The 26,474-nt window shown below is 49.6% G+C and carries 22 protein-coding genes; 9 read left to right on the top strand and 13 right to left on the bottom strand.

The window, feature by feature from the left end; genetic code table 11:
• Positions 1–713: 713 nt before the first annotated feature.
• The 9 genes from ilvA to modA form a co-directional block, all read right to left on the bottom strand.
• Positions 714–1,985, bottom strand: a complete 1,272-nt coding sequence (gene ilvA / locus EL628_RS01885; protein WP_126578108.1) for a threonine ammonia-lyase — start codon at positions 1,983–1,985, stop codon at positions 714–716.
• 186 nt (positions 1,986–2,171) lie between these two features.
• Positions 2,172–4,052 carry an AAA ATPase domain-containing protein gene (locus tag EL628_RS01880; protein WP_126578107.1) on the bottom strand — a complete coding sequence of 627 codons (1,881 nt, stop codon included), beginning with the start codon at positions 4,050–4,052 and terminating at the stop codon, positions 2,172–2,174.
• An 11-nt stretch (positions 4,053–4,063) separates the two neighbouring features.
• Positions 4,064–5,122: a hypothetical protein gene (locus tag EL628_RS01875; protein ID WP_126578106.1), complete on the bottom strand. Its 1,059-nt coding sequence runs from the start codon at positions 5,120–5,122 to the stop codon at positions 4,064–4,066.
• 81 nt (positions 5,123–5,203) lie between these two features.
• Positions 5,204–5,812 carry a pyridoxal 5'-phosphate synthase glutaminase subunit PdxT gene (gene pdxT, locus EL628_RS01870; RefSeq protein ID WP_126578105.1) on the bottom strand — a complete coding sequence of 203 codons (609 nt, stop codon included), beginning with the start codon at positions 5,810–5,812 and terminating at the stop codon, positions 5,204–5,206.
• Positions 5,813–5,826: 14 nt separating this feature from the next.
• Complete coding sequence (gene pdxS, locus EL628_RS01865; RefSeq protein WP_126578104.1) at positions 5,827–6,714, bottom strand: pyridoxal 5'-phosphate synthase lyase subunit PdxS; 888 nt, start codon at positions 6,712–6,714, stop codon at positions 5,827–5,829.
• A gap of 334 nt (positions 6,715–7,048) precedes the next feature.
• Complete coding sequence (locus EL628_RS01860) at positions 7,049–7,456, bottom strand: type II toxin-antitoxin system PemK/MazF family toxin (RefSeq protein WP_126578103.1); 408 nt, start codon at positions 7,454–7,456, stop codon at positions 7,049–7,051.
• Positions 7,453–7,779 (bottom strand): hypothetical protein, encoded by a 327-nt coding sequence (locus EL628_RS01855; protein ID WP_126578102.1) that lies wholly within the window; start codon positions 7,777–7,779, stop codon positions 7,453–7,455. The genes EL628_RS01860 and EL628_RS01855 overlap by 4 nt, the downstream gene beginning before the upstream one ends.
• Positions 7,780–7,980: 201 nt before the next feature.
• Complete coding sequence (locus EL628_RS01850) at positions 7,981–8,688, bottom strand: ABC transporter permease (RefSeq protein WP_245993968.1); 708 nt, start codon at positions 8,686–8,688, stop codon at positions 7,981–7,983.
• Positions 8,689–8,799: 111 nt separating this feature from the next.
• A complete protein-coding gene (modA, locus tag EL628_RS01845) occupies positions 8,800–9,618 on the bottom strand; it encodes a molybdate ABC transporter substrate-binding protein (RefSeq protein WP_126578100.1) in 819 nt (272 codons plus the stop codon).
• 718 nt (positions 9,619–10,336) lie between these two features.
• Here modA and EL628_RS01840 point away from each other — a divergent pair.
• From EL628_RS01840 to EL628_RS01800, 9 genes are all read left to right on the top strand, one after another.
• Positions 10,337–11,074 carry a sugar transferase gene (locus EL628_RS01840; protein ID WP_126578099.1) on the top strand — a complete coding sequence of 246 codons (738 nt, stop codon included), beginning with the start codon at positions 10,337–10,339 and terminating at the stop codon, positions 11,072–11,074.
• A 21-nt stretch (positions 11,075–11,095) separates the two neighbouring features.
• Positions 11,096–13,153 carry a polysaccharide biosynthesis tyrosine autokinase gene (locus tag EL628_RS01835; protein WP_126578098.1) on the top strand — a complete coding sequence of 686 codons (2,058 nt, stop codon included), beginning with the start codon at positions 11,096–11,098 and terminating at the stop codon, positions 13,151–13,153.
• Positions 13,150–16,347, top strand: coding sequence for an O-antigen ligase family protein (locus EL628_RS01830; RefSeq protein ID WP_126578097.1), 3,198 nt, complete (start codon positions 13,150–13,152; stop codon positions 16,345–16,347). The genes EL628_RS01835 and EL628_RS01830 overlap by 4 nt, the downstream gene beginning before the upstream one ends.
• Before the next feature lie 31 nt (positions 16,348–16,378).
• Positions 16,379–16,960 (top strand): glycosyltransferase, encoded by a 582-nt coding sequence (locus EL628_RS01825; RefSeq protein WP_126578096.1) that lies wholly within the window; start codon positions 16,379–16,381, stop codon positions 16,958–16,960.
• The gene (locus EL628_RS01820; RefSeq protein WP_126578095.1) at positions 16,953–17,855 is read left to right on the top strand and encodes a glycosyltransferase family 2 protein; all 903 of its coding nucleotides are present in this window, start codon (positions 16,953–16,955) and stop codon (positions 17,853–17,855) included. Before EL628_RS01825 ends, EL628_RS01820 begins: the two co-directional genes overlap by 8 nt.
• 20 nt (positions 17,856–17,875) lie before the next feature.
• Positions 17,876–18,508, top strand: coding sequence for a class I SAM-dependent methyltransferase (locus tag EL628_RS01815; protein WP_126578094.1), 633 nt, complete (start codon positions 17,876–17,878; stop codon positions 18,506–18,508).
• Positions 18,509–18,650: 142 nt separating this feature from the next.
• Positions 18,651–18,908: a S1 domain-containing protein gene (locus EL628_RS01810; RefSeq protein WP_126578093.1), complete on the top strand. Its 258-nt coding sequence runs from the start codon at positions 18,651–18,653 to the stop codon at positions 18,906–18,908.
• Positions 18,909–18,969: 61 nt separating this feature from the next.
• Positions 18,970–19,377 (top strand): VOC family protein, encoded by a 408-nt coding sequence (locus tag EL628_RS01805; RefSeq protein WP_218028855.1) that lies wholly within the window; start codon positions 18,970–18,972, stop codon positions 19,375–19,377.
• A gap of 387 nt (positions 19,378–19,764) precedes the next feature.
• Positions 19,765–21,408 carry an FHA domain-containing serine/threonine-protein kinase gene (locus EL628_RS01800; protein WP_126578092.1) on the top strand — a complete coding sequence of 548 codons (1,644 nt, stop codon included), beginning with the start codon at positions 19,765–19,767 and terminating at the stop codon, positions 21,406–21,408.
• Positions 21,409–21,411: 3 nt separating this feature from the next.
• Here EL628_RS01800 and EL628_RS01795 read toward each other — a convergent pair whose 3' ends face one another.
• From EL628_RS01795 to EL628_RS01780, 4 genes are all read right to left on the bottom strand, one after another.
• Complete coding sequence (locus tag EL628_RS01795; protein WP_161975205.1) at positions 21,412–22,581, bottom strand: helix-turn-helix domain-containing protein; 1,170 nt, start codon at positions 22,579–22,581, stop codon at positions 21,412–21,414.
• A 413-nt stretch (positions 22,582–22,994) separates the two neighbouring features.
• Complete coding sequence (locus EL628_RS01790; RefSeq protein ID WP_126578090.1) at positions 22,995–23,948, bottom strand: GNAT family N-acetyltransferase; 954 nt, start codon at positions 23,946–23,948, stop codon at positions 22,995–22,997.
• A gap of 25 nt (positions 23,949–23,973) precedes the next feature.
• Positions 23,974–25,173, bottom strand: coding sequence for a M20 metallopeptidase family protein (locus EL628_RS01785; RefSeq protein ID WP_126578089.1), 1,200 nt, complete (start codon positions 25,171–25,173; stop codon positions 23,974–23,976).
• A gap of 494 nt (positions 25,174–25,667) precedes the next feature.
• Positions 25,668–26,330 carry a hypothetical protein gene (locus EL628_RS01780; RefSeq protein ID WP_126578088.1) on the bottom strand — a complete coding sequence of 221 codons (663 nt, stop codon included), beginning with the start codon at positions 26,328–26,330 and terminating at the stop codon, positions 25,668–25,670.
• Between the last annotated feature and the right edge of the window lie 144 nt (positions 26,331–26,474).

The raw sequence follows: 26,474 nt of genomic DNA, 5'->3' as shown, positions 1-26,474 counted from the left end.
ATCTGGTTTTTGCAATGTCAGTTGCTCAATCGTGAAGCCCGACCATGCTTGCCCCTCCATAGGCATCGTTTCCCATTAAGCCATGGAGGGGTTCACAGAGTGGAGTGGGAGCAGAGGAAAGAGACGCCCTACTCTACATCTTTTTACACGCAAAATAGAGCATCAAACAACACTAGAGTAGGGCAGGTAGCTTGTCTCCTGCCAAATCGTGAAGCTCCAGCAATGATAGCCCCACCATAGCTTCTGTTCCCGTTTCCCGTTTCCCATTGAACTATGGAGGGGCTCACAGAGCGGAGTGGGAGCAGAGGAAAGAGACAAGCGACTTTGCCTACTCTACATCTTTTTACACGCAAATAGAGCATGGTATGATAAAACAGTAGGGCAGGTAGCTTGTCTCCTGCCAAATCGTGAAGCTCCACCAATGCCAGCCCCTCCATGTCTTATGTTCCAATGAAGCCATGGAGGGGCTCACACAGTGGAATGGGACCAGAGGAAAGAGACAAGCGACTTTCCCTACTTGAAATTGTATAATATGTTTTTAAAGCATATGACAATATAAAAAGTAGGGCAGGTTGCTTGTCTCCTGCCGAAACGTCCCATTCCACCATGGTAGCCCCACCATAGCTTCTGTTCCCGTTTTCCGTTTCCCATTGAACTATGGAGGGGTGACCAGAGCGGAAGAGGAAAGAGGGGAAAGAGACAAGTGATCTTCTTTAATCGAAAGATTGAGCCTCTTCTACCATATAGCCTTCCTTACGCAGACGTTCTAAAAGCTCCTCACACTGCTTACGATCGCGCGTCTCTAACGTAATGGTCTCTTCCCGCTGCATAATTGGCAACCGGCTGGAGATACGTTGGTGGCGTACATCAATCACATTGATCCGCATCTCAGCAATGACCGAGAGCATGCGCATCAGCTCACCAGGTCGATCCGTCAGGCGTGCATGAATGACAAACGACCTGCCAGCTCCAGCCAGACCATGTTCAATAAAGCGGCTGACCAGATGAATATCGATATTTCCCCCGGTTAAAGGGACCAGAACCTTCTTGCCCTTTAGATTAACGGCACCGCTCAGCAGTGCTGCCAGACCGATTGCTCCAGCGCCCTCTACCAGCATCTTATGGCGCTCCATCAGTAAGAGCACAGCATGAATAGTGGCTTCATCTTCCACCAGAACAATATCATCCACCAGCTTTTGAATCAACGAGAACGTCAATGTGCCGGGCCGTTTGACAGCAATGCCATCAGCAATCGTTGTAATGGATGGTAAAGTGCGTAGTTCGCCGGCAGAGATAGATGCCTTGCAGCTCCCTGCCCCGGCTGCCTGTACACCAATAATAGTAATATCGGGCTTCAGAGCGCGAGCGGCAATAGCGATGCCAGAGATTAGCCCTCCACCACCGATGGGGACCACAATAGCATCCGCATCCGGCAGATCATTGAGCATCTCCAGGCCAAGCGTACCCTGACCGGCAATAATCTCAGGATCATCGAATGCATGGATAAAGGTCGCGCCAGATTGGGCCTGAAGTTCACAGCAATGTTGGTAGGCATCATCGTATGTAGCGCCATAGAGTACCACATTGGCACCATAGCTCTGCGTGGCCATGACCTTTGCCAGAGGAGCATTCTCAGGCATCACAATAGTGCAAGGCGTATTGTGTTGTGCAGCTGCAATCGCCACACCTTGAGCATGATTTCCTGCGGAGGCAGCAATCACGCCAGCCTGATATTGTTCAGGAGTCAGACGAGAGATTTTGTAGCCAGCGCCACGGACCTTAAAGGCTCCGGAGCGTTGCATATGTTCGCCTTTAAGATAGATCTCGGCCCCTGTTAGCTGGCTCAGGGTGCGCGAGTGATCCAGAGGAGTATGATGAATAAGTGGTTTAAGATATTTATAGGCTTGCCAGATATCAGCGATAGTAACGGCGGGCAGAGCCTCATGGCTAGCTCCATCGGTCGTATCATGTTCGATTAAGTGCATATTCTCTTTATGACTCCTTCTTACTCCGACGTAGGAACCTGGCCGTCATGGCAATAGCCTCAGCCTCAACGCCTGATGTATGAAAAGGATTATAGCGTAAGAGAGAAGTCGTGACAACAGAAGAGAAAGTCAAACAATCTTCCAAAAACAAAAACAGGGACGCGCGAGGCGTCCCTGTACTTCTCGCTACTCGCGAGAGCGAAAGATTTTGACCCGTCGATAGGGCTCTTTCCCGCGACTACGCGAGATAAGGTTATAGCGTGTAGCCATTTGATGCTGTAAGCGTCGAATATAAGCATTGGCAGGTGCCAGCTCGGCAGTAGTGAGCCCTTTATTCAGAACCTGATGGATCGCGTCCTCAGTCTCCAACATGGCCTGCTTCGTGGGATCATCGAACTCCGCCATCTCTGATGCTATGCCAGCGCCAGACTCCTCTGCATCCTCATCCGAGACGGGGACCTCTGGGATATCAAAGATGCGCGCGAGTGCATGTTGCATTTGCATGATTGAATTATTTTTAAGAATAATAATCAGCTTGCGCTCTTGCTCAGCCTGCTGCAAGCGTTCGGGCTGACGGCGGTAATAATTTTTCAGCGTAATGACGGCATCGGCCTCTTTTTCATTGTTTGTGACCAGGACAGGGACGCGAAGCTGGCGAGCGGACTCAGCGAGACGATCGCGATTGACGCCAAAGGGATAGACGCGGAGCGTCTTCTTAAGCGAGACATCTGTCACTGGTTCGGCAGCTTGATAGATCCCCTCCTGAATCTCGTTTACCGGACGAACAGCAGGCAGGACCGCAGTTGCAGCCGACGAAGTTCCCGTAGGAGCCAGAGCCTGAACCTGAGGAGAGACCTGTGCAGTAGTCTGGTTTCGTCCTCGTGGATTGCGTGGCCCGCCCTGGGATGGACCCTGGCGGAACTGACCAAAGCCTCCATTGGGGCCTCCGCGCTCGGGCCGTTCGCGCTCGAACATACTGCTGGTAAAGCCCTGGCCCTGGCGTCCAGCCAGATTTGAGCCACCCAGACCAGCGCCCCAGCCGGGGACATCCATTCCACCAGATGTAGCGCGACGTACCGAGACATGACCGGTCTCTTCATCGCGTGTGCGCTCCTCAGAGATAACAGGCTGGCCGCGCAGCATATTATCGACCGTATCGGCCACATCCCGATGCACCGTCACCTCTTCCCAACTCTGCTGCTCAACCACAACATCAAAGGTGGGAGGAGCTTTACGCTCCAGAATACTTTTCTGGGTATGGCGTCGGCGGGCCTCCTCATCACCAAGGGTTACCGTCTGAATGCCACCAACCAGATCAGCCAGCGTTGGATTGACTAGTAGATTGCCAAGAGAGGTTCCGTGAGCAGTTGCGACCAGTTGAACGCCGCGTTCAGCGATCGTCCGGGCGGCAGCGGCTTCGAGCTCAGTACCGATCTCATCGATAACAATGACCTGCGGCATATGGTTCTCTACGGCCTCAATCATGACCGAATGTTGTTCGGCAGTGCGTGCCACCTGCATACGTCGAGCGCGGCCAATACCAGGATGAGGAATATCCCCATCGCCAGCGATCTCATTCGAGGTATCGACCACCACCACCCGTTTATTCGCCTCGTCCGCCAGGACGCGAGCAATTTCACGCAGCAGGGTGGTTTTCCCCACGCCTGGGCGACCAAGAATCAAGATAGACTGACCCTGTTCGACAATATCACGGATCAGGGCAATACTGCCAAGCACCGCACGACCGATACGGCAGGTCAGACCGACAATTCTCCCTTTGCGATTGCGCATAGCGCTAATACGGTGGAGTGTTCGCTCAATACCAGCGCGATTATCATCGCCGAATTCCCCAATGCGTTTGACCACATATTCCAGATCGGCATAGGTCACCGGTGTTGTACTAAGGATCACCTCCCCATCAGGGAATCGGCCTTCGGCGGTGCGCCCAAGGTCCAGCACGATCTCAAGCAGTTCGCTTCGGTTGTCTAGCCGATTAACCGCGTCATGGATATCTGGCGGGAGTGTCGCCAGCAGAGCCTCCAGATCGTCAGTGATCACATGTTGCATAGGCAGTTTTATCACCTCATTATTTTTTGGCGAGAATTGACCGTCCCCAGGCCCTTCAAGCCATAGACTGCTCGTTGCTCTAGTAGGGGGACAGTGCTCTGCCTCGTAGCGAGTAAGGCTACGTGTCGCACGAGCAGGACTTTGGTGGAGGCCTGCTCAAATCCACTATTGCGTAAAGCAGTGATAACAAAAGAGTCGTACTCGCGCACCAGGCAATAGATGCGTCGTACGTCTGCTGCCAGTAGCCGCCTGATGGCAAAACGCAAAAGTGGTTCTGCCAGATCAGTGTGCTCTGGGTGAACAATCAAGGCAATACGATGCGGCTTCGATCCGTTCCCTCGATACAGCCGCACCCAGGCTCCGATGCGCACACCGACGTCACATACATAATTCTCACTCCCCTGGGAAAATACGGAAGGGCGTAGTGATCCGACCTGGAGCCGGGCGTATTCTTCGCTATTCTCCAGCAGTTCTGCCGTTAGAACGCGCTGTGGGGTTACAGCCCGATAGAGCTGATACAAGCCCCACACATGGTGGCGATTCCAACGACGAAGCGAAGGGAGGTCGGGCTCGTGCAGGGGCAGAGAGCCAGGCGCATCTGATTGCTGTGGATCATAGACATACGTCAGTTCCCGAGCATAGCGCTGAAAACCAGAGCGGTGGAACATTTCCAGCTCTGGAATATCGTCCTCGACCTTGGCGAAAACGCGGAGAATTCCATGCATGGCCGCCATCTCTAAGGTGTAGTCAAGCAGGGCGGCAAGGATGTCTTCGCTGGCTAGATTTGCCTGAGCCATCGAAGCTAAATATGAGAGCTCCCATGTTGTATGGGAGGGGCGCTCCAGAACCTGCGCAAATCCAAGTAAGCGCCAGTGATCCTCACAGATCCAGGTTCGAGCGGCAGGATGTAATGGAAGAATATGTCTCAGAATGGGAGGCGGTGGTAATGCATTCTCTACCGGCTCGAGCCAGCACACGAAGTTTGCCAGTTCGTGCTGACGGCTACGAGCCCGGTGGTCAATGGCGTAGATGATCCCCGGCAGATCGACATACAGTACCGGTCGTATCATCCAGTGCTCCTGCGTCTGGTGCTCTTCTAGACAAATGCGTAGGAAATGATCCACAGCGGGCTCATCCTACTTATGTAGAGGCTACCGATTGACGCTCTGTACTATGCGGAGAAAGTACTCATGGAAACGGGTGTCTCCAGACACTTCAGGATGAAAGGCTGTACCCAGGAAGGTACCTTCGCGGACAGCGACGATGGTTCCATCGTCGAGCGTTGCCAGCACTTCTACCGTTGGTCCGACTTTTTCAATCGAGGGACCACGAATAAAGAATGCGTGGAATGGCGCTTCACCTAAAGCGGACACCGACAGATCAGTCTCGAAACTTTCCCGCTGACTGCCAAACGCATTACGGCGGACGCGAATGTCCATGCTTGCCAACAGAGGTTGACCTGCAAGGGCGTTATCCGTCTCCTTTGCTAATAAGATCAGGCCAGCACAGGTTCCCCAGACGGGAAGCCCTTCGCGGAGCTTCTGTTGAAGTACCTCATCCAGACCATAGATGACCATTAACTTACCAATTGTGGTGCTCTCACCACCTGGTATTATTATACCATCTAATTTCTCTAGATGCTCGGGCAGGCGGACGGCTTTTCCGTCTACTCCCAGTTGCGCCAACATTTTCAGGTGGGCTTCAAAATCGCCCTGCAAAGCTAATACGCCGATGCGTGGTCTAAAGTTGTAGTTTTCCATACGAAAATTTCCACTTACCAGCCGCGACGTGCCATCTGCTGTTGCTCAGGCAACTTGTCGACATTGATACCAACCATAGGTTCGCCCAGATTACGAGAGACTTCAGCCAGAATATCCGGGTCCTGATAATGAGTGGTTGCCTTAACAATGGCCTTTGCACGCGCCATCGGGTCGCCTGATTTAAAGATACCTGAGCCTACAAAGACCCCTTCTGCTCCCAGGCGCATCATCAGGGCTGCATCAGCTGGCGTGGCTACACCACCGGCGGAGAAATTAACTACTGGCAGTTTGCCAGTACGAGCAATCTCCAGAACCAGTTCATAAGGTGCGCCCAGCTCTTTGGCTTCGGTCATCAACTGCTCTTCGGGCAGGTTTTGCAGGCGGCGAATATCATCCATGATGGTGCGCATATGGCGTACAGCCTCAATAACATCGCCGGTTCCAGCCTCACCTTTGGTACGGATCATGGCCGCGCCCTCCCCGATACGGCGCAGCGCTTCGCCCAGATTGCGTGCTCCACATACAAACGGAACGGCAAATTGATGTTTGTTGACATGATAGCGCTCATCGGCTGGCGTCAGGACCTCGGACTCGTCAATACAGTCTACACCAATGGCCTGGAGAATCTCTGCTTCGACAAAATGGCCGATACGGCACTTCGCCATTACTGGAATGGTTACTGCCTGCTTAATCTGGATGATCAGTTCGGGATCGCTCATACGTGCGACTCCACCTTGCACACGGATATCGGCGGGGACGCGCTCCAGTGCCATAACTGCGGAGGCACCGGCCTCTTCAGCAATTCTTGCCTGTTCGGCATTGACAACGTCGCAGATGACTCCACCTTTAAGCATCTCTGGGAAGCTGCGCTTAACTTGTATCGTTCCTGTCTGTTTTTGCATGACATGTCTCTCCTGGGGGGGTAGTATAGGGTAGTCTCTTTACCAAGATTCTATCACAGGCATTTGTGGCTCTGCTACAGCCAATTGCAAAGGCAGAGGCCAGCCATCTTCGATTGGCTGTCATCTATTGCCTGATTATATCTTATTCTCCCGTAGCAGCTCATTTGCTTTTTGGGTCAGCAGCAGGTAGTGAGCAACAAAAAAAGACGATATGAGAGATATCGTCTTCCAGATATGAGCGTAAGATCATAAGCCAGATATAAGATCACAAGTATTGGCGTAAGATCAAAATATAGTGATGTTGTGAGCGCAAAGATACCAGCACTTTGTTGTATTAGACATTGATACTCAGGCGTAGGGCTGCATCGACGCGATGCATCTCCTCCGCACTGATCGTGCCCCTTCTACGTACGAGGCGAGACTTTTCGATCGTCATCACCTGTTCACATTTCACATCAGTTGAATCAGTTAACCCGTTTTCTGGACTAGGATTGATCCGCACATGCAAGGGAAGCTCCCGCTCGGTGCGGCTCATGGAAGCGACAATGGTCAAAGGATATGATGGTGAGGCATTGCCACGGTCGTTCTGAATAATTAAGGCTGGGCGCATGCCTTGCTGTTCGGCACCGCGACCAGGGGACCAATTCACATCCCAGATCTCTCCACGGCGAGGGTTTGGGGTAACTGCATACGTATCCTGCTGATTCAGGCTGGGCAGAATCTGCCTGGCCTCGTTACTCATGCAAATATACCTTCAAGCCCGGCCCCAAAAAAAAAGCGCGCCTCTTCGATTGTTTCTGGTGTAGAACCGAGATAGGCGTAGGCTTCATCGAGGGAATTATTGAGGGAGGTAAGTTCACGTTCGCGTTTCTGGATAATCGCAGATTTCAATTGTTCATAGTTATCTTGTCTCATTAGATCCATTATCGTCTCCACTACATCTCCAAGCGAGGAGTCTAATTCAACAGCCAGCTCTTTTAGTTCTTTGTGCTGGTTTGAGGGAATCTGGATGGATTTACGGACGAGGTTCTCATGACGATAAAGGTCCGTATGAGCAATAGCCATGAAATTGCCTCCTAGTCATAACACAACGGCATCTCTTCTTATTGTACAAATCTCCCCCATGATTGTCAATGAATCTGCCTGCTCTATTAGCATGTTATGAGGGTCAGACATGGCCTCTCCAGCCAGATGAAGCAGTTTTTTTGCTCTGCCATCTTGCTCATTATTCCAGCTTTTCTAGTATAGTACCACTGCCCAAAAGTGTTACATGGCTGTTCGACTCAGGCGTAGTGTTAGCAATATTCCTAGCGAGACGGCCAGTAAGACCACTGCCAGGGCAATGGCCTTATCAATATCTATCTCGGTTGCTATATAGACAGCAATGGGCATGGTCTGTGTCACGCCAGGAAAGTTTCCCGCAAATGTAATTGTTGCTCCAAACTCTCCCAGCGATCGAGCCCAGGCCAGGCCCATGCCAGCCAATACGGATGGTCGAATGAGCGGTAAGGTGATGTGCCAGAAGGTATAGAAGGGAGAGGCGCGTAAGGTGTAGGCGGCTTGCTCGTAGCGGCGGTCCAGTTGCTGCAGACCTGCTTTGACGCTATTGATAAGAAAAGGGGCGGAGATGAAGACCTGCGCAAGAACAACTGCAATGGTGGTGAAAGGAATGGTGATGCCAGCTAGAGCCAGGTATCTCCCTATGAGCCCTGAGCGTCCAAAGGTCAGTAGGAGCGCAACCCCGGCCACTACAGGTGGCAGGACGGTAGGCAGAGTGATCAGCGTCTCGATGAACTGTCGGCCCGGGAAGGTGCTCCGAGCCAATACATACGCAACGGGCAATCCAAAGATAAGGGCCAGGATCGTGCTACAACTTGTTGTGAGCAAGCTGAGTTGAAGGGCCTGTAGCACATCAGGCTGCCAGAGCGCATTCCAGAGCAATGCTGGTGGCTCTCTCAGGAAGAGAGCAGCCAATGGTATCCCTATAAAGAGGCAAAAAAGGCTCGCGGCGAATCCTACGCCGATTCTAAGCAACCAGAAATGTCTTCGTCTGAAAATCAGCCTGTTATCTCTTATGAACATATGTTAATGAACCGGGATAAAATGATATTTTTTGAGAATTGCCTGACCCTGCGTTGAGAGCAGATAATCGACAAAGTTTCGAGCCTGGCTCGTCGAGGTGGCTGACTTTAACACAGCGATTGGATACTCAGCAATCACATTCAACTGATCTGGCAGATCAATCAGCTTGACTTTACTGGTAAGATCAGGCGTGACATCTGTGAGATACACAAATCCCGCATCCGCCTCGTTTAATTGCACTTTGTTAACGACCGATTTTACGTTGTCTTCCTGTGAGACAAAATTAGCTTTAACCGCACTTTCGTAGGCCGACCCATAATCGGGAGCTTTACCCAGATTATCAAGCACCTGTAGACCATATTTGCCCACTGGTACAGAAGGGGCTGCTACCACGATCTTTAAACCTGGCCTGGCCAGGTCTTTAAGCTTCTGAATGTGCGCCGGATTGCTTGCAGGAACAATCACGACCAATTTATTTTTTGCAAAGACCTGTGGTTGCTCACTAAGTCCGGCATCAGACACTTTTTTCATCGTGGCCTGATCGGCTGAGGCCAGAATATCAGCCCTGGCTCCGTTAGTCAACTGTTGAGCCAGCACCTGCGAGCCTGCAAATTGATTGGTAAAGGTAACTTCATGGTGAGAGGCGGTATACTGCTGCTGTAATTCTTTAAATGACTCTGTTAAGGATGAAGCGGCAAAAATAGTCAGCTTAACGGGCTGAGGTGTCGAGGGGTTGCTGGTCGCAGGTGCACTTCCACAGGCCGCTAGAAAACTACAGATGAGGAGTAGATACAGGCAGCCAGTGCGAAATTGAAAATGCATGCTATTCTCTCCCTTTTCCAGATGATCCAGGCATACTAAATATTCAAATACTTATAGGTTGAGTATACCATATCGAAGTACGCTACTCATGTGCATTGGCTGACTCTCATCCCATACTTTCTCTTAATATGCTGCCAGCCTCTTATGAGGATGAGTTGATCACTCTGGTGGCATAGAGCATGTATCCGTTCATTCTATTTCATCGAGAGTATCAGCTCCTGTTAGTGAATATATATTCATTTAAAGATGAATATATTTACAGTATTAAATAATATTATCTGGTGTTACTTTTTATGGTAATAGGCGTTTATAACATTGAAGGAGCTAGATACTTAGAGGCTCGATGGAAGGTAGTTGGGTAGTAAGGATCAGTAAAAAAATTTTCTCCTGACATCTTCCCCCAAAAATATTGATAGATAGACACATAGCAGATTCACGCCAGAATCAGTGCAGGACATTTTCAGTCTGGTAAAGGGTGGCAGGGTTGCAAGATGATGAGAACTCCACATGTACAGCAAGCAGGTTGTGGCAGACAGAAATTGCACAACAATTATTCCCACCCGCAATGCTGCCCTCAGAGATGTTTCGTTTTCGCCAGAATATTAAGAGCCGAATGAAAGAGGAGAGGTGCATGAACATTATATTGAAAGATGCGTAATTATTGAATCAATCCTGGACGCGTTTGGATTCATAAATCACAAGTTGTAAGGGAGGATGTATGAGTAGTAGTAGTAGTATGAATAACGCTCGTAGGTTGAACACAGAAGATGTCAGACAGGCTATTCTGGAAAAAGAAGAGGCCCCTCATGTATTGGCCGATCTGCTACCAATCCAGCGGATTGTGAGACGGCCATGGAGCTATCGGTTCAGTAAACGTTGCCTGGATATCTGTGGTGCCCTCTTAGGCCTGATAACGTTGGGAGCCTGTTTTCCTGTCATTGCCTGGAAGATCTATCAAGAAGATCATGGCCCCATTTTCTATAGTCAGAAGCGAATCGGTCGAGATGGAAGGCCATTTTTAGCTCATAAATTTCGTAGCATGGTTGTGAATGCAGATACGCTTCTTGTCCAGCAGACCGAACTTTGGGAAGAATGGCAGCGCCATGGCAAGCTACGCCATGATCCTCGCGTCACCCGGTTTGGTGCTTTCCTCCGTAAAACAAGTCTTGATGAGCTTCCCCAGATGCTCAACGTACTACGAGGTGAGATGAGCCTTGTGGGCCCTCGTGCAATTCAGTCCTCTGAGATCAAGTCGTTTGGTGAGTTGTATGAACTCTACCATGCGGTCAAGCCGGGCCTGACGGGCCTGTGGCAGATTAGTGGCCGCTCTCAGATTAATTATGAACAGCGCAGCCTCCTCGACTGCATCTATATTCTTGAACGCTCTTTTTGTAACGATCTGTTTATTCTGTTCTTGACCATCACCGTAGTCTTCCACGGCGAAGGCGCTTACTAGCAGGGTAAAGGATACATTTTTATGCAGATACATGCTACATTTCGTCATTATGGACGCGTATTTCGTCACCATGCTCGCCTGATCCTGCTCGGCGTAACTCTTGCCACCGGATTGACTGCCGCCCTGAATTTTATGCTCCCTTCTACCTATCAAGCTCGATCGCTCGTCAAAGTGAATGGGAATACAAGCACTACAGCGACAACAACGACCAATGATGTCTTTAGCGCCCAGGCTCAGGCTGTCAGCTATGCTCTCCTGGTAACGAGTCCAGAGGTTCTGCAACAGGCCAGCAAGCAATTACCTGGAGTCGCAGTAGCCGATCTGGCTCAGCAGATCAGTGCCTCGCCCCTTGACAATACTCAGATCATCGAGGTACGTGGGCAAGCGACCAGTGCACAGCAGGCGGCAGACAATACCAATGCAGTCGTCAATGCATTTTTAGCCGTTGAGCAGGCAAAAGAAGAGACACATCTGGACGATCTCTCCAATCAATTGAACCAGCAGCTCACCCAGACAAAGGTCGTGCTCGATAATGCTCAGCAGCAGGTCGCAATTTTGCAGAATAACCATGGCGATGAACAAACGATCGCACAACAAAAAAGCCTTGCGGATGCTCAGCAAGCGAGTTATACAGCTCTGCTCGCCAGTTATAATCAGTTACAGGCTCAGAAGCTGCAAGCGCTCAATATGTTACGCATCGCCCAGGTAGCAGTGCCTCCCGACAGACCTGCTAGCCCTCAGATAGCGTTAAATATCGGTCTGGCTGCTGGCCTTAGCCTGCTGGTCATGCTTGTGCTCGCTCTTGTGCTGGATTGGATGGATACAACGATTAAGACCACCGAAGATGTTGTTCAGTTGGCCGGTTTAGCTCCTCTTGGGGCTATCCCGGTTAGCACGCTGCAAAAGAACGTGCTGCTTGATTTTTCTTATGAGAGCACAGACGTGGCACGTGAGCGACTTTTCCTGCTGGGAGCCCAGTTCCAGGCTCAATATCCAGCGGTCCGTATGCTTATGGTAAGCGGCCTGCATTCTCAGGTGGGAGTAACCACTGTGGCGACATATCTGGCACTCTCGCTGGCACAATCGGGACAACGAGTCTTGCTGGTTGATGCTAATCTGAGGCGCTCATTATTACATAAAATTTTTCAACAGCCAAATGCTGGCGGGCTGGCCAATCGCTTACCAGATGTTCATCGCTTTGCGGATTATGCTGGCCATCATCCCTTTTCCTGGCTTAATCAGTGGGCAACGACCTTTCCTAATCTCTGGCTTTTACCTGCTGGCCCGGCTACTAAACAGCCAACGAGTCTTCTGCGTTTATCAGAGCTACGTCAGCTCAAAACATGGCTATTGGGCCAACATCCGCTTCAGATTGCTCATTCTTTGCCTCGTCTCGTTGATCTTATTATTTTTGATACGCCTGCCCTGGATGCTCATACGGATGCTCAGCTTCTGGCAGATATGGTAGATGGGACACTTCTGGTGTTAGAGGCTGGTAAGGAACAACGAGAGACTTTACAGGAGACTCAAGCACTGCTTCAACGCCTGGATGCTCCGATCTTAGGGGTGGTGATCAATCGTCAAAAGGCTGGTCAGCATAGCTACTTCTATGTCGATCAAGTACCGGCTAAGACTGTACTGCCTTTAAGTCCAACTGGCACTGACGCTGGCAAGCCCCCAGCTTCAGAGATTGAGCGATCTTCTGGTACAAAGGAGCCAGCCAGGGCATCTTTCTCACTAGCTGAGAAGGATTCAGGCACTCGAGAGCTTCAGTCCTTGCAGACGACTAGTGATCCATTGCCTGTTCCCCCTTTGCCGCCCAGGCGTGAGCAAAATCTTTCCACAGAGACGCCAAAACCTTTCCCTATCCCATCCAGTCAGCCACTCAGTCAGGGCCGTGCTCAAGATCGTACTCAGGATTACACTATGGATCGTACTCAGGGCCGCACTATGGAGATGCCAGCTTCATTGCCTGATCCGATAACGGAGCAGCCAGCTGTGAAAAAAATGCAGTTTCGTCCATTGCTCAAGGCACGTGGAGGATACTCTCCACTAGCGGAAAATGAGCAGACTTTATGAGGAGTACGTTTTCTCTCTTTGCATCGCCCATTGTTCCAGTGCAGACGCTTGCACAAAAGCAAAGAGTCCTTCTGGCAGTGGGATGCAGCCTGCTTTTGTTGCTCTGTATTGGATGCACGTATGCTCCCTCTCCATGGATGATGGTTGCTCTGGTTGGGGCGTTGGGATGCAGTATCGGAGCCGTTCTCAGGCCAGATTTTGCTCTCTGGCTGCTTATGTTCTGTGCCAGTTTTCCTGCTCTGGTGCTACCGTTTCCGGGTTATCATCTCCACCTTGTTGAGCCCGCTGTATTGCTCTGCCTGGTTGTCGCAATTATTCGTCATCCAAGTGGTAGATTGACTATTGCTCATCTGCTGGCAGCGATCTTTCTACTGCTGGCAGGACTCTCTTTTGTCCATGTCCCAGCTTTTGCCAGTGCAGACGCTCTCTATGCACCGGATAAACGCTTGATTGCTCTGATATTGATCTTTATTGTCTTTGTGTGTGGAACATTCTTAGTACGCTCCTTTAAGCGGACAACGGGCTTTTTGTGTATGCTTCTTTGTGCCAATCTGCCTCTTTATACGGTTGGCCTGTTTCAAGCATTGGGCATCAGATTACCCGCTTTCCTGGAGTTTGCGGGGGCACTGAATCCTCAGCAGACCCAGGGGCGGTTATGGGGACCGTTTCCATGGTCGGTGAATTTTGGCATGTATCTGGTGAATCTATTTGCTGTTGCTCTATCTTGCTGGCTGTTAGGTAAACGCAGGTCTGAGCGCTGGTCTGGCCTCTTCTTCGTGCTGATCACGTTCTTAGAGATGATAGGGACAGGTACGAAAAGCATTGTAATTGCTGCGATTCTCCTGCTGATTGTTGCTATGTTAATTGTTCGGAGCTATCGTTCCCTCCTGTTCATATTGGCTCTGGGAAGTGGAGTAGGAGGCCTGTTCTGGCAACGGATTGGGCCACTATTTCTCCATGATGAAAGCTCTAATGCTAACCGGCTGCGTATGTGGAGTGAGGTGCTTCAGCTTATCCAGAGCCATCCCTGGCTTGGGATTGGTTTGCAGCAGTTTCATGTATACTATGCTCAACTGATTGTTGGACAGATTGATCAGTTGGGACCGCAAGGCATTCACCCACATGAACAGTACCTCGAGTGGGCTCTAGAGAGTGGCCCTCTTCTGTCTCTCATTGGGATTTTACTCTTGCTCAGTATCCTTTGTCTCTGCGGACGCGCCTATCCTCGGGCAACCTCCTGGCAGAAGCCATTGTTGCTTGCAGCTCTTCTCGCCTGTCTGGGCAATCTATTGGTGGGTCTCTTCGATGCACCCCTGGATCAGTTGGAGGGACCGGTTGTACTCTTCCTACTTGCAGGGATCGCGCTGGGCTCTATCCATCAGTTTCCTGTGCCACTGACTGTACTGATGCAGCAGCACATCGCGCCTCGATTGAGAATGCCTGCCAGGAAAGCCATGTCAGGAGCAAAAAAGTCGAATAGAGAGAGTATATGTATCAAGCCCGATGGAACCTGGAAAGTTCTTCGTCCTGCCACACCGGGGACTGATCTTCGTTCAAGCGATCAGAAGCAGCCTCCAATGTCACTATCCGCCTTCAGTCAGCCCTCAGATGATAGCCTGATGAGAACAAAGAGCTCTTCTGGACAGTCATCATCCCATGGAATGAACAATGAGCAACCTCCAACGATTAACAGGACCGGACGGGCGATCCTGTTGCAATTAGTCTCCTGGGGGACACCTCTACCATTGATCTTTTTTATGACCGCGCTGCTTACACGCTATCTAGGACCAATCCAATATGGCGAATATAGCCTGACTTTCCCTTTCTTGACCGGCTTCGCAGTGTTGACCGGGACCGGTATGGATGATCTGCTGCTACGCCAATTAAGCCATCAACCACGCGCTCAATGGAGTAATCTGCTCAGCTATGCTGCTGGCACTCGTTGTTTGACCGTGGGTTTGAGCACTATTATTGCTCTTTTGCTCTGCTGGCTCTTACCATTGGGGAACGAACAGCGCACGCTCCTCCTGTTAGGAAGCACCACACTGCTCTTTAGTTTTTCATTCAATGGCCTGCGCATTGTTTATACACATGGCTTTCGAGCTGAACAGCGTATCGTCTGGCTTTGTCTGTTGGAGGCTGGAAATCGTCTTTTAACGGCCAGCCTGGTGGCCTTGATTCTGCTGTGGCATCTATCGCTTGTATGGAGTTATGCATTACTCATCTATTCAGATCTGCCAGCCTTCGTTCTGTTAGTGCTGCTGGCGACGCGACGGTTCCATATTATTCCACGGTTCAGTCTGAGGTATTGCTCAATTCATTATTGGTCGGCGGCAGCGTTAACAGGGCGCGAGTTGCTCAGATTAGGTGCCAGTCAGAGCGATCTGTTGCTGCTCTCCTTTCTGGTAGGGCCAGCGAACGTGGGACTGTATGCACTTGCTTCAAGAATTATTGATCCATTGATCATGATTGCGCTCACCTATGCCAATGGCTTCATGCCCTTGCTCTGCCATACCTTTGTTACCAATCGTACAGCCTTCTCTCACCTGTATATACAGATAGTGCGCATTCTGGCACTGCTCATTATTCCGCTGGCAGTACTCATCAGCTTTAAAGCCAATCTCATTGTGTCTGTACTCGGTGGTGTGCATTTTAGCGCCACCATTCCAGTTATTCAGTTACTAATCTGGACAATGATCCTGACCTTTTTTACAACATTGCATGAAAAAGCCTGTCTGGCGGCTCATTTAGAGCGGTCTACTCCCTGGATCACGTTGCAGGCTACGCTGAGTAATCTCCTGCTTAATCTGTGTTTAATTCCTCTCTGGCAGATCAGTGGAGCTGGCTGGGCAGCTCTCTTAAGCGAAGGTATAAGCTATCTGTTCTTTCTGCTTCTTCTGCGTAGAGAAATAGCTGTGCTTGATCTTCATCGCGTACTTTGTGGGATTGGACTTGCTAATCTGCCAGCCTGTGCTCTACTACTCTATCTGCCAGAGCTTTCGTTCTATCTTGCAATTCCACTGGCGCTTGGACTCACATTGAGCTGTTATCTGGTAGCGCGTCTACTGACTCCTGGTGATCTCATGATGATGCGGTTGTTGCTGACAAATCGTGAATCGGCCACTATATATAAAGCTGAGCAGACTCGTCATACACAAACAGACCAGTCCCTGGTTTTGCCGCAGTATAGATAACAACCGAAGTTGAAGTAGAGGGGGAGGATCGATGCTCATTGCTTTTGATATGCTTATTGTAGAACAGGAACAGGGCGAGGCTCTTTTTGCTACGCAGCTTCTTCTGGATAAACTCGCCGTTTCATCTCCAGAATACGACTATCTCATTATTACAGGAAGCCCTCAGAAATATCAGTTTCTGGCCATCAAATCCAATGTGCGGATTCATCTGGTCAAACTACGCCGCTGGCAGGGACTATTAACGCAGCACCAATTGTTATTGCCAAAAATTTTAAAACAGGTCCGTCCAGATATTCTTCATGTACCTGATGCTGCTGCTCCCATCGGCTGGAAGGGCCCGCTGGTGATGGAGATCCACAATCTTTCATACTTTGAGGAGATCTATCTAGCTTCCTATTTTCATGCCCAACTCTATTGGAAACATCTCTTGCGCGAGAGCCTCTGTCGGGCCCAAAGCATTCTTGTCTCCTCTGAAAAGGTGCGAAAAGAACTGCTTTTACGCTGGCCTATTCATTCCGAGCGGATTCACGTAGTGGCTCACCAGGAAGCGGTAGAGAGCACGTTGCGGGTCTATCGTGAGGTCCTGGAGCAGAGGGAGGTTAAGCATGTATGAAGGCGTTCGATCAGAGCAGTATCCCAGCGTCAGCATCATCATTCCCGCTTCTCGACTTCACAAAGCAGAACAAGCGCTGGCTGCACTCAGTCGGCAATGGTATCCAGGACATAGCGAGATCATCATTGTTGGGCCACCTGGCCCCTCGCTAGTGCAACGATGGGAGATTCAGACAGTTCATCCTGAACCTATTGCTGAGCCTGGACGTGCCCGGAATATCGGTGCTTGTACTGCGACTGGAGAAGTCCTCCTTTTCCTGGATGATGACATGATTGTGATGAAAGACTGGATTATGCGGAACGTGTATGAGCTCTGCCGCCCTGAGGTAGGCCTTGTGGGGGCTCGTATGCCTGGCACAGCACATACCTATTTTGCCCGGTGTGTAGATTTTACGAATTGTGGAGATTACCAGCATCGTCGTTATCGAAAACTACCAGTTGGGTCCGGCAGTATGGCTACCACAAAGGCACTTTTTCAGCAGGTAGGTGGCTTTGATGAGCGTTTGCGTTCGGGTGAAGATATCGATCTCTGTTATAGGGTGCAGAAACAGGGCTATCTAACAATCTACCAACCAGAGATAGTCGTGTTTCATGATCATGATAGGCGAACCCTGTCAGGACTACTGTCTTACAACTATCGGCATGGTCTGGCTGGAGGGCTCGTGAATAAGCTTCGGCATCGTGATCTCAAGCGTACTTATCGTTTGTTGCTGCTCTTTCAACAACCGGCAATATTTTTAATCTTACTACCATTATTGGCGTTGGGATCGACCATGCGTATCGTTCTACTTAATCTGTGTGATCAGCCTGAAGTCATAGTTTACGCTCCAGGCATAGTGCTGGGCAAGCTGGCTTATCAGTCTGGTGTCTGGATGGGTTTATGCCACAGAAAATGATACAAGAGAGGAAATAAAGGATGTGGAGAAACATTCAAAATCGTTTGCGGCGTCGGCGCTTTCGTTTCTTTCTTGCGCTCCTCGCCACCGTCCCTCGTCCGCTGACGATCCTTGATGTAGGAGGCACGCCAGATTTTTGGGAGCAGATGCAATTTGCCGATGAGGGAGTCACGCTTACCCTCTATAATCTTGACCCTCTTCAACTGGCCCCTTCACCAGGTGCGATTGGACAGATAGTTGGAGATGCGCGAAATATGACTGCCTTTGCAGATCAGCAATTTGACATCGTTTTCTCCAATTCTGTGATTGAGCATGTCGGGGATTTGCAGCAGCAAGCAGCGATGGCACAAGAGATTCAGAGGGTTGGAAGACGGTATTATATACAGACTCCCAATCGTTATTTTCCAATTGAGCCGCATGTATTGTTGCCTATGTTTCAATTCTGGCCCAGGCAGTGGCAGATCTGGATGCTCACACATTTCAAGACCCCCTGGGGTTGGCGTCTGGAGAGCCTGGAAGAGGTCAAAGAATATGTAGCAGGGATACGCCTGTTGACTGGCAACGAATTGCGACATCTCTTTCCGGGTGCGTGCCTTTATCGGGAGACATTTTTAGGATTGACCAAATCGCTAACCGCATATCGAGGGTGGTAGAGAGCGTTTACTGCGAAGAACGCATGAAGTCACAGAAGGCGAGGCCAGGACACCGCCAATGAGAGAAAGGGAATAGAGCATGCAGACATTTGGGGACAGAATGAAAATATTTTTTAAGACAGCTCAAGGGAGAGAGAAAATAATGCGTACTATGTTACACCCTGGAGACATTCGAGTGGGCCGTATCTACTCAATGTCTAAACAACAAATTTATGTTGACCTGAATGGGGCGCTTGGAGTACTTACCAGTGAAGAGGCTATGAAGGGACATAGCCAGGAGATTCAGCGCTATATCAGTCATCCCTGGGATCTCTTTCATCGAGGCCAGGAGATAGTTGTACGCATCAAAATGATCGACGATGATAAACGAATTATTCTGGGGTTTATGGATGCTCACTAATCATACACGACGCTCTGGCATAGAAAAAAGAATAGAAAGAAGAAAAGGAAGGCGAAATAGAATGGCTCTCATCTGTGGCGAAAAGATGCTCACGGTAGATAAACTCGATCACCTCGTTCTGACGGTTCGCAGTATTGCGATGACCTGTAGCTTTTACGCCCGTGTCTTAGGGATGGAAGTAGTAGAGACTGAACCGGGGCGTAAGGCCCTGAAATTTGGAGACCAGAAGATAAATCTTCATGAAGTAGGGCGTGAGCTTGAGTTGCGCGCCCATCAGCCAATTCCAGGTTCAGCCGATCTTTGCTTTATTACGCGCATGCCTCTCCAGGACGTTATTGCTCACCTCCACGCCTGCAATGTAGAGCTTATTGCGGGCCCCATTCAACGTATGGGAGCACGTCGCAAAATCTACTCCATCTATCTTCGCGATCCCGACTATAATCTCATCGAGCTAGCCAATTACGCCTGAAAGAAGCTTCCTGATACTGCATGGATGGGTCATCGCTTTGCCTATCCATGCAGAGCCTTTACTCAGCATAAAACAGAGACTCTGTGGACAGGCCAGAGCGATTTAATCATGGATTCAAGCATAAGCCAGACGAAAGTTAACGCTTAGTAAATTTCGATCAGACGATTTCTTTACATCTATCCAGGTCATCAGATATACTCTTAAATGAGACAATCTTCCTCATCCTCAAGTGCTATTTTTGCCCGAACTGACCCGACTTTATGTTGTCTCGCTCGAAACAAATTCTAACTGAAACAAATAGGCTGTGAGCAACTATTTGAGACAGATAAACTGATTGGTTCGATGGGTAGGTTGTATGAATCGAAGATTGAATAGCAAAGGATCTCCATGACAGCATACGGTTTTAGCGAACAGGTCTTTGGAGGAAAATATCGGCTGGGTGACTTGATTGGTAAGGGTGGTTTTGGGGTTGTCTATCGTGCGGAACATCTGGATCTGCATCGGCAACAAGCCATCAAAATCCTTCTCGAACAATACCTGAACGATCCTAAGTATTATGAGCGCTTCCTTCGTGAAGCTCATATTGTGGCTAATATGGACCACAAGAATATCGTCCATATCGACGATATTGGCACACAAGAGATCCGCCGTATCAAATTTCCTTACCTCGTCATGCCTTTTATTAGTGGAGGAACGCTTGAAGACCTCTTGCGTGATACACAGGGATTATCCTCATTAGAGGACGTGTCACATTTTCTTGAAGACATCTGCAATGCCCTGGAATATGCGCATTCTGAGAACATTGCGCACCTCGACCTTAAACCCCGCAACCTCCTGCTTCATCAAGATGGTCGGTTAATGTTAACAGATTTTGGGCTGGCCCATTTTGTAAGTCAGAATAGTATTAGTGGTGGCACCAGCCTGAATCATGGCACGCCGCGCTATATGGCTCCTGAGCATCTAGCAGGTAGGCCAGATCGGCGTAGTGATATTTTTTCCGTTGGTGTCCTGCTTGCAGAGATGCTGCTAGGGCTGGACGTCTTTAATGAGCAACTGCCAGCGGAATGTCCACGCCCTCAACTGCGCTCACGTCCTGAGATCCCTGCGGGCATTGAAGATGTGCTTGGAAATGCCCTGGCCAAGCAGATAAAGTATCGCTATCAGACTGCCGCTGATCTGCTCACAGATTTTAAACGGGCCATGAATCAGAAGCCAACGGCCTTCAACATTCCCATCAGCGATCGAAACGAAGGTGCCACCGGCAAAATTGATACATACCGCAATGTTGAGACTCCTACAACCAACTTTCAGGCTACCCAGATTCCACCGGGCACCAGTTTTCTGTATGTTGAAGAGGGTGGCAATAGAGGAGCAGCCTATCCACTTCCCAGCTATGACATTACCCTGGGCCGTAGCCGCGAACGGACCTACTTTATTAACGACGTCTCAGTCAGTCGTGCCCATGCGACCATCCAGGCTCTACCTGATGGTAGCTATGCTATTCGTGATGATGGGAGCGTGAATGGAACCCGTTTGAACGGCACATTTCTCAAACCGCATGTTTCTCAGATCCTTCAGGATCAAGACCAGATCTACCTGGGTTCCCATGTCCTGGTCTTTGTCTTCAACAACCCATCCTGGAACCGACCGACCCCGGCCCCGCCATCGTTTATAAGGAGCAAAGGTAATCCAACCCCTCCCCCCTCCTCTCAGCATCATGGTGCGGGTACACCCAGGCTACTGATCGAGATTGGTAGAGAGCCAGGGCGTACATATGCTTTAACAGACAAAAAGTATAGCATCGGCTCCAATGAAAATTGTAATATTACACTCAACGATCCAGATGTTGAAAGCTGGCATGCATCCATTCTACGAGCCAGCGATGGCACCTATAGCCTGAAGCATGAGAGTATGCTTAATCTCACCAAAATTAACGGGCAGGTTATCAAACGCTTTACACTCCAACCATTACAAAACGGTGATCGTATCCAGATAGGGCAACACGTCTTGGTCTTTTCAGCCTGGTACTGATGCTTAGCGCTGGAAGAGGCGTGCCAGGTTTCGCACACGGACCTCGCCCCCCCAGATTGCTAACATGTGCTCGTAGAGCGTATAAACTTCGCTAAAGGCCAGATCGCTATGAATTTCTTGAGCGGCTCTGGCCGCAGCCTCCAGATAGATACATGTCTGAATCATATTACCAAGCACCAGTGAGGTATAGGTACGATGCTTTAAAAACTCGGCTCGTACACGTGCTGGTGGTGATGGCTTGAAGTCATCAATCTGACTAAATGCCTCCCAGGCCAGGCGTGGCTGACCGAGACGCAAGAAGACCTGTCCTTGATAAAGATACAGCATCGAACGATCACATTGCGCATAGGTGATGCATGGATCATCTTCTGGATGCTCAGGGAAGACAGCAAAGGCCAGCTTAATAAATTGCATGGCCTCAGTATCACGGCCCATTGTCGCCTGAATCTCAGCCAGGCCAGCAAAGATCCAGCTATGTAACATAGGTGAGACATGATTATTGTCTGCATTGATGCGCCGTAGAGCATCGTTGTAGGCAATCAGGGCTGACCCGATCCTTTTGCGAGCAGAGAAGATAATTGCCAGCCGGATCTGAGCCGCAACATACATATTCCAATCTTTTGCCAGTTGACTATAGACCAGCGCCTGCGTCCCATTCGTCTGAGCCGACACATAATCTCCTCGTTGGAGGTCCAGAAGGGCAATTAATTGATAGACCTGTGAGGTCAGGCTGGCAGCCGTCCGTTGATCTGGTCCTGGATAGAGCGTTGGGCGGGCTAACCGGCTAAGATAGGTGGGCATGAGACGTTCAAGTTCTGTCTGCCCTCCTGCCATATACCATTGCCAGCAGGAAGTGAGGCCCATATCCCAGATGACTAAGGCCTCTGGCAGATTAGCGAGCTGCTCTTCTTCACTTACCTCCTCTTCTAGAGGCTTCTCATTTAAGAGCGGTGGTGATTTTTTTCTGTCAAACGATTGTGAAAATCCCAGCTCCTCTGGCGACATCTCAAATGTATGGCAGAGGGCAGTCAAAGAAGAGAGGCGTGGAATCTGTGCTCCGGCCTCCCAGCGAATATACGTGCTACGGCTCACTCCAACCTGGCCACTGGCAAACTCCAATGTCCAGCGTTTCTTCATCCGAGCAGATTTCAATAAATTATTCTGCTTTTCCATGTTCCTCATCCTGACCATGCACATTATCATCGCGACAGTTATAAGCCTATTTTAAAGTGCCGTCAAGTATAAAAACTATTAAAATCTGGAATTTCGCGATACAGTATGATGAAACATGATGAAAATGGCCCTATTCTATATAAAATAGTATGTTCCTATCAGGAAACATGATATTTCGATAAAACTTGTATAATGATTTTTTGTTGATACGCTTGCTTACCAGGTGCGCTCGTTCATGCTGATTCTTATCGACAGCAAGAATGGCTTCAATAGTGCTTTCATCTGAACGGCATTCGCTTCTAAAGATGGAGAGCACAAGCCTGTCTCGTATATAGCAATACGGGATGAGCTTTGCACAGATTCTCACCAGATTGTGCAGAGCTCATCCCGTATTGCAGAGGGCTTCCCAGGAATCAGGATAGAGGTGTCTCTTCAAGAACCTTTTTGTAGATATGATATTGATCAATAATCTGCATACCTGCTCGTTTATAGAGCTTATCAGCATGAGTCAGGCTATCCGCATCAACGTTGAGAACTGCTTTACGCAGGCCGCGCTGATAAAAGGCTTGAAATGAGTGACGTAACAGAGCCATTCCAAGTCCCTGACGCCGCCAGGCTCGTCGTACGCCTAAATGATCAATGACGCCTACCTGTTCATCTTTCACATAATTGAGGGCAATCCCTGCAATCTCGTCGCCATCGTAGGCCAGGAAACACAGAGTTGGATCGGCTAACGGAAGACGGACACGATAACGCCAGTCAGCCAGACTAAGAGGGAGATGATATCCTTTATCTTCTGCCGATTCTTCATCTGCTCGATACGTTGCCTGTAGATCCTTGTCCGGGTCAAACTGACGTACAGTGATCGTTGCAGGCCAGATTGGAGCCTGTGGGGGCTCGCGAAATTCTATTTCCATTTGTGAGAAGGTAATGGACCTGGTATAGCCAGACTGAGCTAGAAAGTCTCGTTGTACAGGTTTCTCACCCATGACATATGCGAGGAATGTCCCTTGAATCCCTTCAGGTAAGAGCTCCAGCAGACGTTGCTCCAGGCAGGACTGAAGATAGAGGCCAACAGACTGATCTGATAGCTCTAACGCTTGATAGATGGAAGGAATAACCACCCAATCTTTGAGGAGCTCAAACCAGGTATAGCCCAGCATCTTCCCCTCTTTATTGGTAACCAACCAGGTATCTGCCTCAAGTGTGAGTTTGCCAGAGCTTAAGCTCTCTTTTAAGAGCTCTTCCTGTAGTACCTCCTGTCCTTGCAGAAGAAGCGCGTTTGTGTGAAGAAAGGTGGTCAGAGCTGGCAGATCATCGGGCGTGACAGGGCGTACTTGAGCTTCCATGGGAAGTCCTACAATCATTGCGAATCCTTTCTCTTAAAATTTGTTATGAGCGTAGAAAATCCAGGGCAGCGCGTGTAAGCACTTCTACAGCAGTAGGGAGGGCATCCTCATCAATATTAAAGCGGGGATGATGATGTGGATAGTCCGTCTCTTTGCTTGTATTTTGCGTACCCACGATAAAATAGCAGCCAGGGGCGGCATTAAGGAAATGCCCCATATCATCGCTACCAGCCGTTAAGACGGCTTCGCCGGTCTCCACTTGATGCTCTCCAACCGTCGCCACAGCCGCCCCATAGACCAGTTGTGTCATTGCTGGATCGTTAACACAGGGTGGGCAGCCATCTTCAATCTTCACAGTACAGGAGCCACCCATTGCTGTCGCAATCCCACTGGCCACCTCTTGAATGCGACGAATGAGATGGGCTCGATGTTCGGTTGAGTAGGCTCGCATTGTTCCCAGCATCTGAGCCTGTTGAGGGATAATATTAAAGGCTGAGCCAGCCTGGATCTGGGCAATAGTAATCACTGCTGGACTAAAAGGAGATGTCTCACGGCTAATCAAGGTCTGAAGTGCTGTAATAATCTGCGCTGCAATCACCACTGGATCAACCGAGAATTGGGGCATTGCTGCATGGCCGCCCTTGCCATGTACAGTAAAAATCAACTTATCTGCACTGGCAAACACAGTTCCTGAGCGTACTCCGATGAGACCCAGGGGAAGGGCACTGATCAGGTGGAGTCCAATCACGCCGTCAACCCCTTGCATAGCCCCTTCTTCAACCATCACATGAGCGCCACCGATACTCTCTTCGGCAGGTTGAAAGAGAAATTTCACATTTCCTTTCAGCTCATGACGCCTCTTGCTGAGAATATCTGCCACAGTCAAAGCAATCGCTGTATGGCCATCATGACCACAGGCATGCATCTTGCCATCTATTTGCGAGCGATAATCAACCTCATTGAGCTCAAAGATGGGAAGGGCGTCCATGTCAGCACGAATAGCCAGTGTTCTGGCTTCCGCATCGGCTGCCTCACCTCGCAAGATCCCAACCACGCCCGTTTTTGCAACGCCGGTCTGGACCTCAAGACCGCAGGCTTTGAGACGCTGGGCCACAATCTGCGAAGTACGAACCTCTTCAAAGGCTAACTCTGGATGTTCGTGAAAGTCGCGTCGCGTCGCAATGAGATCGGGCACCCGTTCATCAATCTCAGCCTTTAAAGTGTCGCCGAAAAATATGGTCATAATTCCTCCTGCAAACTACATAGATATAAGCGTGCGGATTGGCTGGCCACTCACAGCTACTCCCTATCACAAGCAAGCAGCATATGGCTCATGCGGGATCTCTTTACCCATTATCGTATCATATAGCAGACACGACAAGGGCGCTCTCATCTGTCCCAGGATGTTCCAGTTCTTGCAGATGAGGCAAGGAATCGGGAAGAGGAAAAGAGGCGGTAATTTTCATCTTCTTCACTCATCTTCCTGATGGGAAAACCTTTTCTGCTGTCAGAGGACTCACTCAGAACTGGAATGCCCTGTATCTGTCCGAGCGTTTTGTATCTTTGTACTTGATTGTAAGATCTTGATTGCAAGATTAAGAAGAAGTTTGAAGAGTTGGTTCTGGTTTCTATGAAGCTGAAGAGGAGAGAGGTGTTTTGGAGACGGCGCTACGAGCACGATAAAGTTAGAGAAAGTGCTGACGTCGTCTCCCCTACATAACAGGCACCAGAATAGTACTAGGGATGAAAGGCTGTCCCATCATTAATGTAAACCTGTTGTTGTCCGGCAATACTTATAACCAGATCTCGTTTGCCCTGATCATCACGAATCCAACCTTTTACGGGCAAACGGTCTTGACCATTCCCCAGCAATGTCGGACCATAAAAAGCACGTAGATGAGCATTATCACCACCCGGAATCTCAATAATTTCGATGCGCCCTTTGAGATTAGTTAAGATGAAATGAGTTGGATTGGCCGAACTATCGTTATGACCAACCTCTGCATCAAATTGATAAGTCCGTGGATAACCATAGGCGACATCATCTTGATAACCCTGCCACCACGATTGGAAATAACTGATTCCAATTAATAGCAGAATAGTGATAAGCATCCCGATTGATAATGCAATGAGAGGAAAATGCTTGTTGCGTCTGGCTACTGGTGGCTCAGTACGTGGAAGTGCCACAGCAGTTGAAGGAACGGCATTTGTATTTTGAGACGTCAGACTTGATCGTCTGCGAAGTGTCGTATTCTGGCCCGTTGTTCTAACACCAGTCGTCGCGTCGTATGACGTATAGCGCCTTGTGCTACTTGGCATACGCGTCACGTATAGATTATCGCTATCCTCAACGTCGTATTGTACGGGCTGAGGGGGTTTACGGGTATACGTGGTTCCCATCACGCTACCTCCTTCTTCTCAAATTTTTTTCTTTCTTAGAACACAAGTTCTTGTCCAATAATACAATAGAATCTGCGTTCTAGTCAAGCTGAGTGGATCTTATGTCTCTTTACTGGGGAGGGCCCCCTGATCCAGCCTGATGGC

The sequence above is a fragment of the Tengunoibacter tsumagoiensis genome (genome assembly GCF_003967535.1).
Classification (GTDB): domain Bacteria; phylum Chloroflexota; class Ktedonobacteria; order Ktedonobacterales; family Ktedonobacteraceae; genus Tengunoibacter; species Tengunoibacter tsumagoiensis.
This window is presented reverse-complemented; position numbering and strand designations above follow the sequence as displayed.

Bases quoted from the DNA above. Each gene is read 5' to 3' on its own strand.
- ilvA (WP_126578108.1), bottom strand. From the start codon at position 1,985: ATGCACTTAATCGAACATGATACGACCGATGGAGCTAGCCATGAGGCT.
- EL628_RS01880 (WP_126578107.1), bottom strand. From the start codon at position 4,052: ATGCAACATGTGATCACTGACGATCTGGAGGCTCTGCTGGCGACACTC.
- EL628_RS01875 (WP_126578106.1), bottom strand. From the start codon at position 5,122: ATGATACGACCGGTACTGTATGTCGATCTGCCGGGGATCATCTACGCC.
- pdxT (WP_126578105.1), bottom strand. From the start codon at position 5,812: ATGGAAAACTACAACTTTAGACCACGCATCGGCGTATTAGCTTTGCAG.
- pdxS (WP_126578104.1), bottom strand. From the start codon at position 6,714: ATGCAAAAACAGACAGGAACGATACAAGTTAAGCGCAGCTTCCCAGAG.
- EL628_RS01860 (WP_126578103.1), bottom strand. From the start codon at position 7,456: ATGAGTAACGAGGCCAGGCAGATTCTGCCCAGCCTGAATCAGCAGGAT.
- EL628_RS01855 (WP_126578102.1), bottom strand. From the start codon at position 7,779: ATGGCTATTGCTCATACGGACCTTTATCGTCATGAGAACCTCGTCCGT.
- modA (WP_126578100.1), bottom strand. From the start codon at position 9,618: ATGCATTTTCAATTTCGCACTGGCTGCCTGTATCTACTCCTCATCTGT.
- EL628_RS01840 (WP_126578099.1), top strand. From the start codon at position 10,337: ATGAGTAGTAGTAGTAGTATGAATAACGCTCGTAGGTTGAACACAGAA.
- EL628_RS01835 (WP_126578098.1), top strand. From the start codon at position 11,096: ATGCAGATACATGCTACATTTCGTCATTATGGACGCGTATTTCGTCAC.
- EL628_RS01830 (WP_126578097.1), top strand. From the start codon at position 13,150: ATGAGGAGTACGTTTTCTCTCTTTGCATCGCCCATTGTTCCAGTGCAG.
- EL628_RS01825 (WP_126578096.1), top strand. From the start codon at position 16,379: ATGCTCATTGCTTTTGATATGCTTATTGTAGAACAGGAACAGGGCGAG.
- EL628_RS01820 (WP_126578095.1), top strand. From the start codon at position 16,953: ATGTATGAAGGCGTTCGATCAGAGCAGTATCCCAGCGTCAGCATCATC.
- EL628_RS01815 (WP_126578094.1), top strand. From the start codon at position 17,876: ATGTGGAGAAACATTCAAAATCGTTTGCGGCGTCGGCGCTTTCGTTTC.
- EL628_RS01810 (WP_126578093.1), top strand. From the start codon at position 18,651: ATGCGTACTATGTTACACCCTGGAGACATTCGAGTGGGCCGTATCTAC.
- EL628_RS01805 (WP_218028855.1), top strand. From the start codon at position 18,970: ATGGCTCTCATCTGTGGCGAAAAGATGCTCACGGTAGATAAACTCGAT.
- EL628_RS01800 (WP_126578092.1), top strand. From the start codon at position 19,765: ATGACAGCATACGGTTTTAGCGAACAGGTCTTTGGAGGAAAATATCGG.
- EL628_RS01795 (WP_161975205.1), bottom strand. From the start codon at position 22,581: ATGGAAAAGCAGAATAATTTATTGAAATCTGCTCGGATGAAGAAACGC.
- EL628_RS01790 (WP_126578090.1), bottom strand. From the start codon at position 23,948: ATGATTGTAGGACTTCCCATGGAAGCTCAAGTACGCCCTGTCACGCCC.
- EL628_RS01785 (WP_126578089.1), bottom strand. From the start codon at position 25,173: ATGACCATATTTTTCGGCGACACTTTAAAGGCTGAGATTGATGAACGG.
- EL628_RS01780 (WP_126578088.1), bottom strand. From the start codon at position 26,330: ATGGGAACCACGTATACCCGTAAACCCCCTCAGCCCGTACAATACGAC.